This window comes from Streptomyces sp. NPDC004561, assembly GCF_053602155.1.
The window spans coordinates 1-17898 of record NZ_JBSGDB010000015.1; the positions used below are offsets into that span (position 1 = coordinate 1).

A 17898-nucleotide genomic window follows, 5' to 3' on the forward strand; every position below is an offset into this window, starting at 1 on the left:
GCGGGGGTTGGGCCGGTCGCCCGGCTTTGGGGTTCCTGCTTCACGGACCGACCGGTGTCGAGGTCTCCACAGGCTGACACGACATGTCCTGCCGCGTGTTTGATGTTGATCGCCGCGTTCACGTCGGCGTGAGCGCGGTGCCCGCAGCCTGGGGCTTTGCACGCGAAGACCGATTGGCTCTCTCGGTTTCCCTCGGTGACGAAACCGCAGGCGGAGCACCGCTGCGACGTGTAGGCGGGGTTGACTTTCACCACGCGTGTGCCCGTGTACCGGGCGGCGTTGGTGAGGGCGATCTCGAGGCGGTGCCACCCCTTGTCCAGGATGGCCCGGTTGAGCCCGGCTTTCTGCCGGACGTGGCGACCGGGCTCGGCCACCGTGCCCGACGCACTGGCGGACATGTTCTTGATCCGCAGGTCTTCGAGGACCACCAGGGCGTTCTTCGCCACGATCCGGGCGGCTATCTGCGCGCAGAAGTCCCCACGCCGGTTGGAGACTCGGGACGTGATCCGGCCCATGGCCCAGGTCGTCTTGCGCCGCCCCGCGCTGCCGCGCCTGGAACGGGCCAGGCGCTGTTGCAGACGCCGGTAGCGGACCGCCTCGCCGGCGGTGATGAAAGCCCGGTCGTTAAAGTCGCCGTCCGAGGTGACCACAGCGGTCTTGACCCCGCGGTCGATGCCCACGGCCGAGCCCGGCATGACGTGCCGTTCGGGAGTGGCGGCGTGGTCGTCCACGAGGAACGACACGAACCATCGGCCGCCCTTGCGGGACACGGTCGCAGAACGAATCTCACCACCGAGCGGACGCGACCAGCGAAAGCGGACCCAGCCCAGCTTCGGCAGCCTGACCCGACCCCACTTGCGCCCCAGCCGCTCCACGCTGATCTGCTGGGCGTCGGGGAACCTGAACGACGGCGACCAGCGTGCCTTCGACCGCCACCGCACCGTGAACGTGCCGTGCTCCCGACAGGCCCGGTCCAGATCACGCAGGGTCTGCTGCAACGCGTGTGACGGTGCCGCCTTCAACCACGGATACTCACGCTTGGCATCGGCCAGCTCGGCGCACTGCGGCGCGTAGTTCATCCACGCCCCGCGTCGGCGGTATTCCCGGCGCTGCTCCAAAGCGGTGTTCCACACCGACCGGCAGACGTCGCCGAACTCCTCGCACATCTGCCGTTGTTCGGGCAACAGGTCGAGCAGGTAACGGCGACCGGACAGCATGAGCACACCCCCTCTTCGGCTGACGTGATCAACCTAGTGCACGCCACTGACAACGCAGAGAACTGAGCCGCTGCGCGGCTCCGCTCCAAGGATGAGCCAACCCTGCCCTGAAGGACGGGGCTTGCGCTCAAGAGATCCGGTCAACCAACTTTGCACATCAGGAGTGCCGGATGCCCTGACGCGAACGACGTGCCGCCACTTCTCACTCGCGCGCACTAATGCGCCTACGGCGTGGTGCCAACCGGCCTCTTCGGAGGCGGAGACAGCGCCTCGAAGCCGTATCCCCGGCTTCAGCCGGGGAGGGAAACGCATCCTCGTCCCAAGGGCGCGCAGCGCCAAAGTTCGCTGCGTTGTCAGTGGCCTGCTCTATGTTGGCGACAAGGACCGAGGGGGGTGGGCTGGATCTGCTCGCTGTACAACGCCGCGTTGCAGGAACGCCGCGACGCCCGGCGGCACGCCTCCAAGACGACCGTGCGATACGGCCGGCAGTCCGCCCAGCTCAAGGACATCCGCGCCTTCGACCCCGAGCGTCAGGGCCGCTGGTCCTTCTCCTCCCAGCAGGCCACGCTGCGCCGGCTGGACAAAGCGTTCACCGCGTTCTTCCGCCGCGTGAAAGCGGGGGAGGCGCCGGGGTATCCGCGTTTCAGGTCGTCCAAGCGGTTAGACACGGTGGAGTTCCCCAAGGACGGCGACGGCTGCCGCTGGGACGCCACCCCGCACGACCCCGTCACCCGCGTCCGCCTCCAAGGCGTCGGACACGTCAAGGTCCACCAGCACCGGGTAGTGGCCGGCAAGGTCAAAACGATCTCGGTCAAGCGCGAGGGCAGGCGCTGGTATCTGATCCTGACCGCCGAGCAGACTCAGCCCGAGCCGCTGCCCGCGACGGGCAGCGTGGTCGGCATCGACATGGGCGTAGCCAACTTCCTCGCCGACTCGGGCGGCGGGTTCGTGCCCAATCCCCGCCACGGCGCGAAGGCGGCCGCGAAGCTGCAGGCCGCGCAGCAGGCTCTCGCCCGGTGCAAGCGCGGTTCGAAACGGCGTCGCAAGGCAGTCGAGACGGTGGCCCGGCTGCACCGCAAGGTCCGCCGACAGCGCCTGGACCACGCACACAAGACCGCGCTCGACCTCGTGCGTGGGCACGACTTCGTCGCGCACGAAGACCTCAAGATCCGCAACATGAGCAAGGCCCCCGCCCCCAAGCCGGACCCCGAGCAGCCGGGCGGCTTCCTGCCCAACGGGGCCGGCGCCAAGGCCGGGCTGAACCGTTCGATCGCCGATGCCAGATGGGGGGTGTTCCTGACGATCCTCACCGCCAAGGCAGCATGCGCCGGACGGGAAGTGATGGCCGTGGATCCCCGCGACACCTCCCGGCGGTGTCCCGCGTGCGGGCACACCGCCAAGGAGAACCGGCCCACACAGGAGACCTTCCACTGCGTCTCGTGCGGCCACACCGCGCACGCGGACACGGTGGGCGCCGTCAACGTTCTGCGGGCCGGGCTGGCCCGTCGCCAAGCCCAACCGGCATAGCGAGAAGCCACCCTCATTCATGAGGGGGAGGAGTCACGAAGCCGCGCAGCGAACGGACCCGAGGGTCACCCAAGGGGCGGCCAGTACCCGGCCCCAACGGGCTTCAGTCGATCCTGACGCAGTAGACGAACGGGACGCTGACCGTGCTTCGACCCGACGTCAGATCGACCGCGCGAATCTGGGAGTTCGGGTTTCCGGGAGCGCACCGTCCAGGGAAGCCGGGGACGAAACCGAAGCTCCCGCCGGCGAGTCCGGAGTGCCTGGCGGCCGTGACCGTCGAGGACTTGCTGACCGCGCCGGAGAACACGATGCGGACCGGGCTGTTCACGTTGAAGTGGTCGCCGCTGACCTTGAGGGTGCCGTTTCGCGAAGTGATCCACAGCCGCACCGCCAACCGCCGGTCATCGGCCTGACTGTTGTCGTAGCGCGCCTGCGCGCGGGTCCGCGGGGTCACGCAGGTGAGGTCGCCGGGGCCCCATGCCCCACGCCAGACATAGCCCTGCTCGCAGTAGCCGTTCGGAAGGGTCCGGCCGGGGGCCAGAGCGTTGTCGTTGGCGGTGTCCGTACGCGTCTGCGGTGTGACGCACACGAGATCGCTGGCACGCGCGACCCGCCAGACATATCCCTGTCTGCAGGTGTTGGGCCCGTAGTCCTGAGCGTCGGCGGCCGACGGTGCGATCAGCCCGCCGCCGATGCCGGCGGCAACCGCCATCACCGAGGCCGTAAATCGCCTGAACATAGTCATACCTCCACAGTTCCGAGGTCGCTATGGCTTTATCGTCCGCTTTCGTTTTGGAATCATCAAATCCTGCGGGTCCAAGTCCGGTCAGGCCTCACCGTGCGACGCCACCCGAGTCGGCCACCCGCAAGACCGCCAAGCGTCCGGAGTCATCGCCGCGACGTCGTGCGCCCGGACGGCAGCCCGGCCAGGAACCGGCGGTGCACGGCGTGGAGTTGGAGCGCGTGGCCGTGGGCGAACGCGCGCAGGAACGTCCCCGGCGTGGACGGGGCGCGGATCGCGCCGAACAGGGCCGGCATCGCTGCCCCGAGGCCGCCGTGGCCAAGCGCGGCGGCCTCGCCGGCCAGGTAGATCCGACGGCGCCGCTCATCCAGATGAGGAAGAAACTGATCGAACACCAACACCCGCGCACCGAGCGGTAATTCGAATACAGGCCCCCGCACCGCCGGAGTACTGCCGCTGCACCCGGCCGAGCGGACCTTCACGTCGCCGAGGACCTCAGCGGACCGGGATCCCGTGGCGGAGATCCATACAAGGGAAGGGATCCGCGCCAGGTGCTGCCCGGCCTCGTCGCGGAGCCTGCACACCCGCCAGAGACTCGACATAAATTCGTTGCCCCTTTGGCGCGCAGCTGAATCGCGCCTCGATAGGACATGCGACGTGGCGGTTCAACAGTGGATTCGTTTACTATCGAGGGTTCAACTTCTTTTGCGGGGCGGGGGTTGCGAAACCAAATCGTTGGGGGTTACCTGGATATGGGTGATTAACCCGGGAGGTGCAGGCGTTCGCATGGCTGGGGGTCCCCCGCATGCACAGCAACGCCACCCCAATTCCCGACAGCATAGGACTGCGGTATGGGGACGCGGCCCAGTGCGGGCGGAACCGAGAACAGCCCCGAGGGGCATGATGCCAATCCGGCGCGTCGTTTCCGCCAAGCCGGACAGCCGCCCTTCCAGGCGACGCAAGCTCGGTCAACAATGGTAATCAGGAAGTGCGTAGCCATGATGAGCACTCTCAAGCGTTATGGCGGAACCGCTTTTGCCTCAGTGCTGTTGGCAGGGAGCATCGGCCTGCCGACCACGGCGACCGCGGTCGATCCAGGCCTGTCGAGGAAGCCGACCACCCTGGCAGGGTCGGTCACCCTCCCCCAATACACCGACAATTTCACCGTCAGCCGCGACATCAGATTCAGCGGCGGCGTCCCGGTCGGCGGCTGGTCAGCGCTGACCCTGCACTCCGACGGGACGTACAACTGGGCCGGGCACGTGCGCAATTCAGGCGGCGTCGGATACGGCTTCAGCGAGGCCTGTGTTGTCCGCTTCGAAACGGGCGAGACCTACATCTTCGACGTCGGTGGAACCATGGGCGGAATCTTCGGCGGGTCCCGCGACTTCAACTGGCAGAGGGATGGGCAGCTGCGGACTCTTCCCCGGGTGTGGAACGAGGCCTCGGGCTACAGGTCGAAGTGTTCGGCGCGAGCCGGTCTCGACGTTGACGGCACAGTCAAGACGGCGAAGGACGCCATCCCTTACGTCATGACGGTCCTCGCGGTCGTGGGCGCCTGATTCGCGTGAAGGGGCGGCTGTGGTGCGGTCAGCCCCTGAAGGCAGCGTCCAGCACAGCAACGCCCCAAAGCGGGATGCTGACAGTCGTCGTACCGAACTCGGATGCCAAAGGAGGGCGAAGTCATGGGAAGTGCCCTCAAGCGTCATGGTGCTGCAGTCGTTGCTTCGGCATTCCGTTCCCGGCGCAGACCCCCGTCATCGGCACGCTTCGCGCTGACGACGGCCCTCTCCGTCGCCGCCCTGATGCTGGGTACCGCTCCACAAGCCCAGGCCGAGATCAGTGTGAGCCCCGAGGCGGCTTCGGCTTTCAACAGGTGCATGACCAAGTACCGAGCCGAGGACGACAGCGGCGACCCCGCCAATATCGTGCGGTACCTCACGTTCTCCTCGCACAAGGCGTCGATCGTCCTCAGCAACGGCGACACAGGCACGATGCCGGCCGACGACCGCTGGGACGACGCGCAGAACGGGACGGGCACCGACAGCATCATCGCGTGGAACAGCACGAACACCGGGCCGCTGAGCGACGGCACTCCGAACGATCCGTGCGCGGCGCTGTATCACGAGATGGCTCACGCACTGGACATGTCGCGTGGCACCCTCAACCTGCATTGGTGCCGTGGAGCCCCGCGCATACGGACCGACGAGGTCGTAGCCGTCTTCGCGGAGAACGCGTACCGCTCGTACCGGGGCCTGCCCGTACGTACCGCGTACGGCACCGAGTCCGGCCCAGCGCAGCTACCGGACTCCGTGGACGACTGCTGATACTGCACCGGTGATCGGTGTGTCAGGGGGAAGGTATTCGTCCACTCATGTGCCAGGCCGTCACAGGAACCGGAAGAGCAGGCCGGCGCCCTGGTGGCCTGAGGTATGACGAAGCCGCCCGCCTGTACTCCCCCGTGGCGGGCGGCTCGTGCCTGAGTGTGCAGAGATCGAGATCGGCTGCGGCAACGTAAGCGTCCTGGGCCGCTGGACGACACCGGCTCGACGCCGGCGACAGGATTCGAACCTGCGTTGCTCTCTTGACAGGAGAAGTAGCCGCTGCCTGCGCACCTGCACGAGACGAGACAGTAGCGGGCGTCCCGGGCGGTGCGCACCTGGGTTTCCTGGTCAGCCGGGCGGTGACGGCGTAGTAGCCGTTCAGCTGGACGTTGAGTTCGGCACGGTCCGGCAACGCAAGGGGGTTCCCCAGCACCCTGATCCGGCCGCGTCCGATGGGTCCGGGGCGGGCCGGATCAGGGTGAGTGGACCGTCAGTCCTCCAGGCGGACCGGCATCAGGATCGAGAAGGAGCCCTCGTCGTCGGGCCGGCGGATCGCGATCGGCACTGTGGGGGTGCCGACCTCCAGAATCAGTCGGTCCCGGGCCCCGGCGGCCAGCGCGTCCAGCAGGAACTCACGGTTGACGGCGACGCGGTTCGGCTCTTCGTCACCGTCAGTGCAGAGGGTCACCGTGCCGCCATCCTCCACCCTGAGCACGCTGAGCTCGGGCGCTCCGGCCTCTCCGGAACGGACAGGACCGGTCTCCAGGGCCTCCTGGAAGGCCGCCGCCTCGACGACGGCGCGGCGCCCTGCGGCCTGGGGGAGAAGACGACGGTAGTCGGGGAAGTCGTGGTCGAGGCGCTGACCGGCTGCCTGCCTGTCCCCCACCTCCAGCGTCACGCGGTCACCGTCGACAGACAGCCGCACGGGTCCCTCGCTGTCCAACAGCGCCCGCATCGCGTCGGCCAGCGGGGTGGGAACGATGACCTGCACTCGGCTCCCCTCGTGCCCGGCGATGCCGGCCTGCGCGACAGCCAATCGGTACCGGTCGGTGGCCACGACGTGGAGGCTCTCGCCCTCGATGTCGAACAGGACCCCGCCGAGCATCGGCAGCTCAGGGTCGGTGCTCGCCGCGAAACGGACCGCGTCCAGCGCGGCTGCCAGCTCGGGCGCGGCGCTGGACAGCCGGACGGTGGCGATGCGGAGCGAAGTCATGGCATTCTCCCGGTGATCGAGTACTGCTCGGAGCGCGGAGAACTCGCTGCGGGCATCGGACAGCCCCTGTTCGAGGCGGCACAGGTGCGCCTTGAGCAGTTTTCGGACCAGATCGGTGTCCGCGCCGGACCAACTGGCCAGCACCAGCCGGATGTCCGGCAGCGGCATCCCGGCCCGGCGCAAGCGGGCCAGCAGCCGGGCCTCTTCGAGCTGCTCGGGTTCGTACCAGCGGTACCCGCTCACCGGATCCACCCAGGCCGGGACCAGCACACCGGCACGGTCGTAGAACCGCAGGGCGCTCACGCCCAGACCGCTGTCGCGGGCCATCTCGCCAATGCTGTGCATGTCGTTCTCCACACCCAGCACTCTGGGCCCTGTACAAGGTCGAGGGTCAACCCGGCTCGGGAGCGGATCTCGCGACAGCGGAAGACAGGTGCTGCGGGCCGACGGCACTGAGGTGCGACTGTGGGCAGAGGAGGCTGTCCCCCAGTGGTCCATCGGATCGACCGACGCTCCCCGCTCGCCCCGTCGTAGCGGACGTACGGCCCACCGGCGTCAAGGCCGTGTCCGAACTCGAACTCCACCTGGTGGGGCTGCCCGCACAGGAGAACCCCCTCCGCCTGGACACCCCCACCGTGCTCTCCGTCAGTCCGCTGCCACGCTCAGCCACTGCATCTGCCCACACCGACCACTCCCCTGTTGCGGACGGTGTGCGACATCCTGCGCTCGGACCCCGCGGACAACCGCACGCTCACCGGACTCGGGCGCGAGGTCGGGGCGAGCAACCGCACACCGTCCCGGCTGTTCCACAGTGGCCTCGGCATGACTTTTCCCCGGTGGCGCACCCAGTTGCGCCTTCACCACGCCCTGTTCGGGCATACGCCGGGTACGTACTCCAGGTGACTCGCAGCTGGGCCTGGGGGCTGTCAGGCGGCTCAGGCCGAGCCCGTAGGCGGTGGCGGGCCCGGCGTCGTGTGTAGGGATGGGCCGGAACGAGATCGCCGCCCTGCTCGGACTGAGCCGCCCCGTGTCACCTCCGGCTTGCGCGAGTTGGTACTCGCCCGCCTCGCCATGAAGCAGCGCTACAGCTACGCCACACGTGTGGAGGTTCTCGCCGATCGCCTCGCCGGCGGCGCCTGGACGGCGTCTTCAGGCCAGGACCCTTTGCCGAGCGGGCGGGCGGCCACCAGCTTTGTGCCTCGCGACGGCGGCCGCTCGCTAGTGCGCTCCGATGGTGGTCCTCGGGCTCTGTACGTCGCCGTAGTAGTGGCCGTTCAGCCAGAACCCGGCCGAGACCACGTAGGTGCCCGCGGGCGCGTTCCAGTACTGGCTGTACCCGGGCGCTCCACCGTACCTGCCGGGGTAGGCCGTACCGGACGAGGCGTTGGTCGGGTAGTCGCAACCGAAGTCGTGGGCCCAGCGGCCGGTGTTGACGTCGATCGCGTGCGCGCAGTACTCGGCGGTGTTGCCGGAGTAGTTCTCGAACGGGATCGTGGCGGAGACGGTGTAGCCGTTGTTCTCGACGTAGTAGCAGGAGTCGATCCAGATGTTGTCGGTGACGTACGCGTAGTCGTGCGTGGTCCAGGACCGGCACGCGTGGGCGCTGTACGCCGGGGAGACGACGTGGGTGCTGGACGACGGGGTGGCGGCGTGGGCGCCGGACGCGGTGAGGAGGCTGCCGGCCAGAGAGGCCGCAACGGCCGCCGAGACGGTGAGTGCCTTCTTGAAACTCATGTGTACCTTCCAGTGTCGACGCTTTCGCGTGGTTCGCGAGACCGATGAGCGTGGGCCTCGTTCCTCATCCGGCGCGTTCCTGCGTCGGTGACGAACTTCGGCTCGGATCGACCGTGCTGCCTCGGCTGGGCGTGGCCGCTCGGCCGGTGAAAGCTGCGGTCCGACCGACCCATCGGGTCGGCCATGGGCCTGGGCCACTCCGGTCGTGGTGACAGTGGCGACGGCCGTCGTCGCGGCCACCACCGCTGCCTTGACCGAGGGTTTCGTCGCTGTTCCTTTCGTTGCGCAGGAATGGCTGAGTGGCCCTGGGTGACGCTATGGACATGCCTCCGTCGGCCGTCCTAGGTTCGTCCTAATGCCAGGTCAGCCGGGGGAAGCGGCGCTGATCGCGAAGTGCTGGGGGAAACATGAGGTTCGGTGTGCTGGGGCCGTTACAGGCCCAGATCGAGGGGCGCGAGGTCCGGCTCGACGGACCACGGCAGGCCAAGATGCTGGCCGCGCTTCTGGTCGACGCCAACGACGTCGTCGCCACATCACGGCTCGTCGCCGTGATGTGGGACGGGGAAGCACCCGCCACCGCGGTCCGTCAGGTCCAGGACGCTCTCTCCGGGCTGCGCCGCAACCTTGCCGCGTGCGGAGCACCCGGCTCCCTGATCAGCACGCGGCGCGGCGGCTACCAGATTCACCTGGCCCCGGATCAGCTCGACCTCCTGGAGTTCGACCACGAGCGGCACCTCGCCGAACGACACAAGGCCCCGTTCGAGACAGCTGTCGCGCTGCGGCGCGCGCTGGCCTGCTGGCGCGGTGACGCCCTGGTCGACATCGCCAGCCGGGCCCTGGAGGTCGATGCGGCACGGCTGAACGAGAAGCGCGCAGCCACGCACACACTGTGTCTGGGCATCGAACTCGACCTGGGGCGTCATCGTGAGGTCATGGAGGAGCTGACCGCCCTGCTGCGCGAGCACCCCTACGACGAGCACGTCGCCGAACTCCTGATGGTCGCCCTCTACCGGTGCCAGCGACAGGGCGAGGCGCTGCAGGTGTACGAGCGGCTGCGCCGGACGCTGGCAGGCGAACTCGGCGTCGACCCCACCCCGCCGATCCAGGCGCTGCATCGGCGCATCCTGGTCGCCGATCCCGCCCTGGCGGCCTCTGCCCCTGCGAGCGGTCCCTCGGACCCACGACCGGAAAGTCCCGGCGCGGCGGCCGCCGAACCGGTCATGGCGATGCCGGTGCGCCAACTGCCGCTCGATGTAACGGATTTCGTGGGCCGAGCCGACGCGCTGGCCGAGGTCGACCGATTACTCGACGCGTCGGCGCCGGACCGGGCCCCGGTGGCCGTCATCGTGGGCGGTCCCGGTGTCGGCAAGTCCTGTCTGGTGACGCACGCCGCGCGGCTGGCGAGCGCCGCCTTCCCCGACGGGCAGCTCTACCTCAACCTCGCCGGGACGTCGGACGAGCCGCGGGACCCGGCGCTGATGCTGGCCGAGGCGCTACGGGCACTCTCGATCGCCGGCAGCGCGATTCCCAACGGCCTGTCCGAACGGGCCGCGCTCTACCGGTCGTTGCTGGCCGACCGCCGGATGCTGGTGGTGCTGGACGACGCCGGTCACGCCGATCAGGTGCTGCCGCTGTTACCGGGGGCCGACGGCTGTGCCGTGTTGATCACCAGCCGCACTCTGCTGACGCAACTTCCCGGCGCCCGGCACATCGACCTGGACGTGCTGAGGCCCGCAGAGGCGCGGGAGTTGTTCACCGGCATCGTCGGGCGGCGGCGCGTCGAGCGGGAACCGGCGGAGGCCGACGCGATCCTCGACTGCTGCGGCAACCTGCCGCTGGCGATCCGGATCGCCAGCGCCAAGCTCACCGGCCGCCCGGCCTGGTCACTGCGGGTGCTGCGGGAACGGATCGAGGACGAGTCCCGGCGGCTGGCCGAGCTGAGGATCGGGGACCTCAGCGTGCGAGCCAGCGTCGAACTGAGCTTACGGCTGCTGCCGGCCGACGCGGTGCGCGCGCTGAGCCTGCTGGGTCTGCTCGGCGCCTACACCCTGCCCGGCTGGGTGTTCGGCCCACTGCTGGACCGCCCGGACGCCGAGGAGGTGCTGGACACCCTCGTCGACGCCAGTCTGGTACGGCTCACCGCCACCGACGCCATCGGCCAGCCGCGCTACCGGCTGCACGACCTGATCAGGACCTGTGCCGTGGAGATCGCCGCCCAACTGCCGGCCGCGGACAAGAGGGACGCGATGGTCCGGGTGCTGTCCACCTGGCTCGATCTGGCCGGCCGCGGCACCGATCGGCTGCCGGCCGGGCTGCTGGTCGGCGAGCCCGGTTCGGCGCCGCGCCGGTCGCTGCCCGACGCGGTCGTGAACCGGCTGATGGCCGACCCGGTCGGCTGGTTCGACGTGGAACGCGAAAACCTGCTCGGCGCGGTGAAACTGGCCGTGGACTGGGGACTGGACGAGTTGGCCTGGGAGCTGACGGCCGGCACGGTGACCTACTACGACCACCGGTGCCTGTATCAGGACTGGGAGCACGGGCACCGGCTCGCGTTGGACGCGGCCGAGGCCGCCGGCAACGTGCGCGGCGCATCGGTGCTGCTGCGCGGACTGGGCCAACTGCACATCTACCGAGACGAGTTCGACGGGGCGACCCATACCTTGGAGTCCTCCATCGGGCTGTGCCAGGACGGCGGGGACAAGCGCGGAGAGGCGCTGTCGGTGGCGATGCTCGGCACGGTCAGCCGGGTGCAGGGCCGTTACGGCGAAGCCGCCGACCGTGTCGAGCAGGCGCTGGCCATCGCGGTCGGTGAGGGCGACCGGCACCTCGAAGCGCAGCTGTCCTGTTCGATGGCCGTGATGCGGCTCATGCAGGGCGAGCTCGACGTGGCGGAGTCCTGGTTCGGCGAGGCCCTGCGCCAGGCCAGGGCTCTCGACGACGGACATCGGGTGGCGGTCGTGCTGCGGCGCTTCAGCCGGCTCCACGACCGCCGGGGTGACCCGGACGAGGCGCTGCGCTGCCTGTGGCAGGCGTTGGCCACCTTCGAAGAACTGGCCGACGAGCGGTGCGCCGCGTACACGCTGCTGGAAGTCGGCCGCGTCTACGCCGGTCAGCACGACCGGGACCGGGCGGCCCCGGCGCTGGAACGCGCGGCGGACCTGTTCCACCGGCACGGCGACCGCCATGACGAGGCCGCCTGCTGGCAGCTGATCGGCGACCTGGACGCCGCCGCCGGCGTCCATGACCTGGCGCGCGAGCACCACGGGCGGGCGCTGCGGTTATGGCAGACGATCGGTGACATGCACCAGACGAAGGCTCCAGCGCCACCGTCGTCGCCGTGACCCGGCCGGGTTCGCCGTGCCGTCTCGCGTGCGCTGCCCGAGAGCTTCGAAGGCTTCCTCGGGTACGACCGGATGCTGCGCTTCTTTTGCTGCGGGATGCTTTCCGCGGATGAGGTCCTCGCCCTTGAGGCAGATGCCGGTCAGCCGGGCGCGCTGGAGGCCGGCGGCGCCCCGACGCCGCCGGCAGCTGGGAGCCGCTGCGATGCCGGCGAAGGCATGCAGCGCCCGCGCATTGAACCAGGCCTTCCTGCCCCGCATGCGGCCCCCGGGACGCGCTGTGCTGGCGTGCAGCGTCACCTGCCGGAGCTGAGCCAGTGGAGCAGGGCTTCGTGCACGCTGTCGGGCAGTGCGCTGAGCTTCTCGATCGCTTCCCGGTCTCCTGGCCAAGGAGCGATCCCAGCCGTGGTCAGCACGGCGTACAGGTTCAGGCGCCGCAGGTCGCGAGGATCGACACGGCAGGCAATACGGTCCGCGGGCTTGGGCGGCGCCAGCAAGAAGTCCTCCGCCGGGGCATGATCCCACGCTCGATCGGTCGATGCGGTGGTGGTCTGCATGATCTCGCTCCGTTCTGCCTATGCTTCGTTCGCACACCTCGCGCCCCCGGGGCCGAGTGTGCTGTGTACTTGGTTCGCTACCGGTCCTGGCCTGCTCGCGCGGTCGCCGCTTCTTCGCCCCGGTGCAGTGATCGGCACCACGGACAGTCCGCTTCCGCCCGGCCCTCGTGGCGGTCGCCATCGAGGCGGTAGGCGTCCGCCGACCGGCGACGGCTGACAAGTGGACCGGTGACGAAGAACCCAGCCGTCGCCGGAAGGGGACGATTCAGCCGACGCCGACGCTTTGGAGGCGTCACCGGTGCGGGCCCTCCGCCTCGCCGGTCACCGAGGCCCGGTGACCGGCGTTCGTCGGCAAAGCGTTACACGCACCCGGAGTTCTACCGGCATCGGGCACGACAGCGGAAACGCACACAGGCTCTCCCTGCAGGGTGTCGACGCAACCCTCCCGCGGCCGCAGGCCGTGAGCAGGGCTTACGCGAAGGCGGTGACGGCCGGCTGGCCGCACACCGCACCCTCCCCGCCGACACGCCAAGTACGCGCAATACACGGGCGATGTTACATATCGCCCATAATTCCGTGACTCTTACCTGCATGCTCCATCAATGCGTGGAATGCTCCCTTTGACACCCCATCAAGCCGTACCACGCCACGAACGCCGCTCCGCGGCCCGTCCCACCACCCAGCCGACACCCGAAAGTGAGTAACAACCATCCGCGCCCCGGCGACGGTGGCGACAGCAGCGCCACAAGCTCCCCAAGGCCCGGCGACGCGCCCACCCGCCGCCCGATCAACCCCGCCCCCGCGCCGGGAAAACGTCATCGTGCCGGGAACTGGTCAACTCTCCACACCGTGTTCCCCTCCCCAAGGCCGCGAGTTGGGCATCTCCTGTGTATGGCTGGGGTGTTATGTGCTGAGCGGGTGCTGCTGGTCGCGGTGTACTACCGCACGAACTTGACCATGCGACAGCTGGGCCCGTCGTTCGGCGTCTCACGGGTTCAAAATGGAGGGGCACGTCACGGAGCCGCACGTATCCTGCGGGCTGTGACCGCGATATACGTGCTGGACGGCACCCAGATCAGGACGCTGGAAGACTTCTGGCGAGTCATCGGCGAGACGATCAACGGTCCCGGTGGCTACTTCGGCAGAAATCTCGACGCTTTCGCCGACTGCCTCAGCGGTGGGTTCGGGACGCCCGACGACGATGACTACGTGGTTGAGTGGCGGGACCATCAGGCGTCTCGCGAGTATTTGAGCTATCCAGAGACTGCTCGGCAGTTGGAGATCCGCCTGTCGCGCTGCCACCCCACGAACCGCCCAGCGGTCAGTGCCGATCTGGCCGCGGCGCGTGAAGAGCGCGGATCAACCGTCTTCGACTGGTTGACCGAGATCTTCGAAGACAGAGCACCTGGTGTCCTGCAACTTCAGTGACGGTGGATGCCGGCACCGGCCCCCCTCATCCAGCAGTCGCAGCCCGCACCACTCGCGTCAGCCGTGATCCCCGGACAGTAACCCTGCCGAGGCCGAGCCGAATCCCGGCCCCCAGCAGTCACCACCCGCCAGTCGACCGCTCGGCGACATCAAGACTCAACGACACTTCCCGGCCTCCCGATCCACAGGTGCCGTCCGAACCCAGCAACAAATGCCTCCCGCAGCCTTCGACAGAGCCACTCGCACTCGCCGCGTGACCGCAGTCCCCCAAACAGAGCGGAACCCGACCGCCTTTGCGGGAGGCACCGCCTGATCGGCGGCGGGGCACTCAGCCGCGATCGCCGTGCCCGGCCAGCCGCTTGAGGAGCGAGACGGACTCCGCGAGCTGTTGCTGTTCGGCGGGGGACAGCTCTTCGCTGATGGCCTCGGCGAGCCAGTCGGCCCGGCGGCCGCGACGTGCCTGGAGTGCCTGCATGCCTGGATCGGTCAGTACGACGAGGACCTTGCGCCCGTCGTCCGGATGAGGCTTCTGGCGGACGAGGCCCAGTTCCACGAGCTGGCCGACGACCCGCGCCGCCGACTGGTGGCGGACCTGCTGCCGGGCCGCGAGCTCGCTGGTGGTCATGGGCCCTTCGCGGTCGAGGAAACCCAGCACCGCGGCCTGCGCCTGCGGCATGGCATCGGTGGCCCGCGCGCGCCGCACCAGGTTTCCGACGACGGCTCGCAAGTCGCTCGCGATCTCCTGCTCGTTCACGGCATCACCGTACCCGCAGCACAGATGTACAGCAATACTGTACAGTCCTGCTGTATAAATGGAAGGGAGATCAGCCATGCAGATCACCTCACTGGGGCATTCCTGCATACGGCTGCAGCACGAGGGCTGCACCGTCGTCATCGACCCCGGCTGCTTCAGCGACCCGGACGCACTGGAGGGAGCCGACGCGGTGCTCATCACGCATGAGCACGTGGACCACTTCGTCCCCGACCGGCTGCGGGAGGCCGGCGGCGACATCGAGATCTGGACCAACCCGGCGGTCGCCCGCCACCTCACCGACCTCGGCGGCCGCGTCCACACCGTCCGGCACGGCGACGCTTTCGACGTCGGCCCCCTGGAATTCCACGTGTACGGGGAGAAGCACGCCACCATCCACCGCGACTTCGCCGAGTTCGACAACGTCGGCTTCCTGGTCGACGGGCTCTTCCACCCGGGCGACGCGCTCACCGTCCCGGAGGAGGAGGTGCGCACGCTCCTCGCGCCGGCCGGTGCGCCGTGGGTGAAGCTGGCCGAGGTCGTCGACTACGTCAGGGAGGTCGGACCCGGCGAGGTCTTCCTCGTTCACGACGCGGTGCTCAGCCCCCCGGCGCTGAGCGCCCACGCTCAGATCCTGAGCAGCCTGGTCGGCGGACCGCACGGCCCCGCCGTCCGCACCTGGTCCGCAGGGGACAGAGTCGGCCTGCCCGGCGCCGGCGGCTCCTCCGGCCAGGCGGTTCCTCGGACCTGACGGCCGACCGGGCCGAGGCGCAGGAGACACCTCGGCCCGGAAGGCACAGACCTGGTGGAGTCCCACCAGAGGCGTGAAGACAAGCCGCTCGGCAAAGCCTGTAACAGCGTGCCAGGCCTGCTCCTCGGTCGTCTCCGCCCGCAGTTTCGCCGCACGCTCACGCGGGTCGCATCCAGGGCCGACGCCCTCGACCAACACGAGGTCCCCGTCGACGTGGTCGGTCCGCAGCCGCAGGATCTCCTGGTACACGGCGCAGGTGGAGGCGTGCAGGTTGCCGCGCCGTGAGCGCGACGTCCGGCCGGGCGCGGCAGGCCGGTGACCGCGGTCGTGGCCACCGGCTCATCCCGGGTGAGGCCCTCCCCCACCGGGACGTCTGGCGGCAGGGCGCGCCCGGCCTGTCGTGCCCGGGCGTGCCCTGCCGCTCCGGTGGTGTGTGCGGTCAGCTCTTCAGGGCGGTCCAGGTGTCGGGGCCGACGACGCCGTCAACGGCGAGCGGCCACCAGGCCTGGAACTGCTTGACCGCCTTCTCGGTGCCGCTGCCGAAGATGCCGTCGACGGCGCCGGGGTCGAAGCCCCAGTACTTCAGCAGGCACTGAAGCTCCTTGACGGCGCTGCCGGAGGAACCGGGGCGCAGGAGGGGCTGGGACGTGGTGTAGTTGCAGCCGTGCACCGCCGGCGCCATGGCGCTGGAGGACGCGGTGGGAGCTGCGGCCGCGACGCCGGTGGCCGCGGTGCCGAGCACGCTCGCCGTGACGGCGAGGACTCCCAGGGCCCGGACGAGCTTGTTGTGTGACACGGTGACTCCAATCGGGTTGATCCGTTGTTCCTCTGCGGGCTGAGGCGGTGCCGGAACGGCCTGCGCCTCAGTGGTCAATTCACGAGCGCCAGCCAGGTGTTGGGGCCTACGACGCCGTCGGCGGTGAGGTGGCTGCGGGTCTGGAAGGCGACGACGGCGTCCCGGGTGGCGGGACCGAAGGAGCCGTCGGCCGACAGCGTCGCGCCGTGGGCGTCGAGTTCGGCCTGCACCGCTGTGACGGCCGGCCCCTGGTCGCCCTGCTGGACGGTGGTGATCAGCGCCTTCCAGGTGTTGGGGCCCACGACGCCGTCGGCGGTGAGGTGGCTGCGGGTCTGGAAGGCGGCCACGGCGTCCCGGGTGGCGGGACCGAAGGAGCCGTCGGCCGACAGTGCCGCGCCGTGGGCGTCGAGCAGGTACTGGATGGTGGCCACCTGGCGGCCGCGGTAGCCCTGCTGGACGATCGGCCATGCGCTCACCGGTGGCGGCGGGGGCGGTGTGTACGAGCCGTCGGCGGCGAGGTTCCGCAGGTCCTGCGCGGTGCCGTTGAACACGTCCTGGTCGCCTGGAAGGGTTCCGGAGTCGGCGGTCTGCCACATGGCGTAGGTGGACCAGCCGTTGGGCAGGGGGTGCGGGGTGCCGGTGTAGCTGCCGATCCAGAGCAGGTTGGTGGCGGCGAAGGCGGAGGAGTTGTCGGTGCACTGTGACCACCACGACGCGTTGGTGTTGATCACCGGATGGCGTCCGGTGCGACGCCGGTACTCGTCGTCGAAGGCGGCGATCCAGCCGACCGTCGCGCTGGGGCTGACCCCGTAGCAGGTGGGCGTGCCGGGTGTGGGCTCGACGTCCAGCACGCCGGGCAGGGTTTTGCCGTCGGGCCGCCAGGCGCCTCCGTGATCCACGAAGTAGTCGGCCTGGGCGGTGCCGGAGGACTTGTCCGGCCTGGCGAAGTGGTAGGCACCGCGCATCAGGCCGGCCTGCGCCGCACCGTCGTACTGCTGGGAGAAGCGGGAGCTGATGTACGAGGTGCCCTCGGTCGCCTTGACGTAGGCGAACGAGGCTCCGGCGGCGGCCACCGACGGCCAGTCCACGCTCTCCTGGTAGGCGCTGACGTCGAGTCCTCGGACAAAGGTGTCCGCTGCCTGCCGCGGCCGTGGCGCCTGGGCCGTCGCCGATGCCGCGGTGGCGAGCAGCGTGGTCGTGACGGTCACCGCGGCCAGCGCGCCGAGGACCCCCGTCCGCGTGCCGCGTCTCGTGCGGGCGGAAGCCCCCTGACGCTGCCGCCGGAGCCGGAGAGGATGCGCCATCGGTGGTTCCTTTCGCTCGTCCGCCCGTTCGGCGGTGGTCATGACGTCGCGCTGCCGCCACGGATGTGCGGCCGTCACGGGCACGCGGCCGACAGCCGCCTCCCCGACTCGCTCTGGGGGTCTGGGGAACATCGCGGCCGCACGCCCCCTTTTGCCGCCGTTTCCGGCCTGGTCGTCACGGCCACGCCGTCGTCCCGGCCCCGGACCGCGGACCCG

General features: G+C 69.4%; 15 protein-coding genes, 1 tRNA gene and 2 pseudogenes. 8 read left to right on the top strand and 10 right to left on the bottom strand.

Translation table 11 applies throughout. The features are described from left to right. Positions 1-1217, bottom strand: a 1217-nt coding sequence (locus ACWEN3_RS03650) for an RNA-guided endonuclease InsQ/TnpB family protein (protein ID WP_452965282.1), incomplete at its 3' end; no start/stop codon positions are given. A 393-nt stretch (positions 1218-1610) separates the two neighbouring features. On the opposite strand from ACWEN3_RS03650, the gene ACWEN3_RS03655 reads away from it, so the two are divergent. After that, positions 1611-2744, top strand: a complete 1134-nt coding sequence (locus ACWEN3_RS03655; RefSeq protein ID WP_452965193.1) for an RNA-guided endonuclease InsQ/TnpB family protein — start codon at positions 1611-1613, stop codon at positions 2742-2744. Positions 2745-2847: 103 nt separating this feature from the next. On the opposite strand, the gene ACWEN3_RS03660 is transcribed toward ACWEN3_RS03655, so the two are convergent. Both ACWEN3_RS03660 and ACWEN3_RS03665 read right to left on the bottom strand, forming a co-directional pair. Continuing rightward, positions 2848-3483, bottom strand: a complete 636-nt coding sequence (locus tag ACWEN3_RS03660) for a hypothetical protein (RefSeq protein WP_452965196.1) — start codon at positions 3481-3483, stop codon at positions 2848-2850. Between the two features lie 149 nt (positions 3484-3632). After that, positions 3633-3968: a hypothetical protein gene (locus tag ACWEN3_RS03665; RefSeq protein ID WP_452965288.1), complete on the bottom strand. Its 336-nt coding sequence runs from the start codon at positions 3966-3968 to the stop codon at positions 3633-3635. A gap of 516 nt (positions 3969-4484) precedes the next feature. Between ACWEN3_RS03665 and ACWEN3_RS03670 the strand changes: the two genes are divergently transcribed. Both ACWEN3_RS03670 and ACWEN3_RS03675 read left to right on the top strand, forming a co-directional pair. Further along, complete coding sequence (locus tag ACWEN3_RS03670; protein ID WP_452965198.1) at positions 4485-5048, top strand: hypothetical protein; 564 nt, start codon at positions 4485-4487, stop codon at positions 5046-5048. Between the two features lie 318 nt (positions 5049-5366). Then, on the top strand, positions 5367-5813 hold the full coding sequence (locus ACWEN3_RS03675) for a M91 family zinc metallopeptidase (RefSeq protein WP_452965201.1): 447 nt from the start codon (positions 5367-5369) through the stop codon (positions 5811-5813). A gap of 223 nt (positions 5814-6036) precedes the next feature. Here the strand turns inward: ACWEN3_RS03675 and ACWEN3_RS03680 are convergent. Both ACWEN3_RS03680 and ACWEN3_RS03685 read right to left on the bottom strand, forming a co-directional pair. After that, positions 6037-6105, bottom strand: a tRNA-Ser gene (locus ACWEN3_RS03680). A 195-nt stretch (positions 6106-6300) separates the two neighbouring features. Continuing rightward, positions 6301-7368, bottom strand: coding sequence for a DNA polymerase III subunit beta family protein (locus tag ACWEN3_RS03685; RefSeq protein WP_452965203.1), 1068 nt, complete (start codon positions 7366-7368; stop codon positions 6301-6303). Between the two features lie 212 nt (positions 7369-7580). Here ACWEN3_RS03685 and ACWEN3_RS03690 point away from each other — a divergent pair. Further along, positions 7581-7893: pseudogene (locus tag ACWEN3_RS03690) on the top strand (AraC family transcriptional regulator); the annotation flags it as partial. A gap of 348 nt (positions 7894-8241) precedes the next feature. Here ACWEN3_RS03690 and ACWEN3_RS03695 read toward each other — a convergent pair. Continuing rightward, a complete protein-coding gene (locus ACWEN3_RS03695; RefSeq protein WP_452965206.1) occupies positions 8242-8757 on the bottom strand; it encodes a hypothetical protein in 516 nt (171 codons plus the stop codon). A 419-nt stretch (positions 8758-9176) separates the two neighbouring features. On the opposite strand from ACWEN3_RS03695, the gene ACWEN3_RS03700 reads away from it, so the two are divergent. Further along, positions 9177-12098 carry a BTAD domain-containing putative transcriptional regulator gene (locus ACWEN3_RS03700; RefSeq protein WP_452965208.1) on the top strand — a complete coding sequence of 974 codons (2922 nt, stop codon included), beginning with the start codon at positions 9177-9179 and terminating at the stop codon, positions 12096-12098. A 293-nt stretch (positions 12099-12391) separates the two neighbouring features. Here the strand turns inward: ACWEN3_RS03700 and ACWEN3_RS03705 are convergent, their stop codons facing one another. Then, on the bottom strand, positions 12392-12652 hold the full coding sequence (locus ACWEN3_RS03705; protein WP_452965209.1) for a hypothetical protein: 261 nt from the start codon (positions 12650-12652) through the stop codon (positions 12392-12394). Positions 12653-13564: 912 nt separating this feature from the next. Between ACWEN3_RS03705 and ACWEN3_RS03710 the strand changes: the two are divergent. Both ACWEN3_RS03710 and ACWEN3_RS03715 read left to right on the top strand, forming a co-directional pair. Continuing rightward, positions 13565-13645 (top strand): annotated as a pseudogene (locus ACWEN3_RS03710) (transposase family protein); the annotation flags it as partial. Between the two features lie 48 nt (positions 13646-13693). Continuing rightward, a complete protein-coding gene (locus ACWEN3_RS03715; RefSeq protein ID WP_452965285.1) occupies positions 13694-14080 on the top strand; it encodes a barstar family protein in 387 nt (128 codons plus the stop codon). Between the two features lie 328 nt (positions 14081-14408). Here the strand turns inward: ACWEN3_RS03715 and ACWEN3_RS03720 are convergent, their stop codons facing one another. After that, entirely contained in the window at positions 14409-14834 is a 426-nt protein-coding gene (locus ACWEN3_RS03720; RefSeq protein ID WP_452965211.1) for a MarR family winged helix-turn-helix transcriptional regulator, read from the bottom strand. Positions 14835-14910: 76 nt separating this feature from the next. On the opposite strand from ACWEN3_RS03720, the gene ACWEN3_RS03725 reads away from it, so the two are divergent. Beyond that, positions 14911-15582: an MBL fold metallo-hydrolase gene (locus tag ACWEN3_RS03725; RefSeq protein WP_452965213.1), complete on the top strand. Its 672-nt coding sequence runs from the start codon at positions 14911-14913 to the stop codon at positions 15580-15582. 439 nt (positions 15583-16021) lie between these two features. Here the strand turns inward: ACWEN3_RS03725 and ACWEN3_RS03730 are convergent, their stop codons facing one another. Both ACWEN3_RS03730 and ACWEN3_RS03735 read right to left on the bottom strand, forming a co-directional pair. Next, the gene (locus ACWEN3_RS03730) at positions 16022-16378 is read right to left on the bottom strand and encodes a peptidoglycan-binding domain-containing protein (protein WP_452965216.1); all 357 of its coding nucleotides are present in this window, start codon (positions 16376-16378) and stop codon (positions 16022-16024) included. A 74-nt stretch (positions 16379-16452) separates the two neighbouring features. Further along, a complete protein-coding gene (locus tag ACWEN3_RS03735; RefSeq protein WP_452965218.1) occupies positions 16453-17682 on the bottom strand; it encodes a GH25 family lysozyme in 1230 nt (409 codons plus the stop codon). Between the last annotated feature and the right edge of the window lie 216 nt (positions 17683-17898).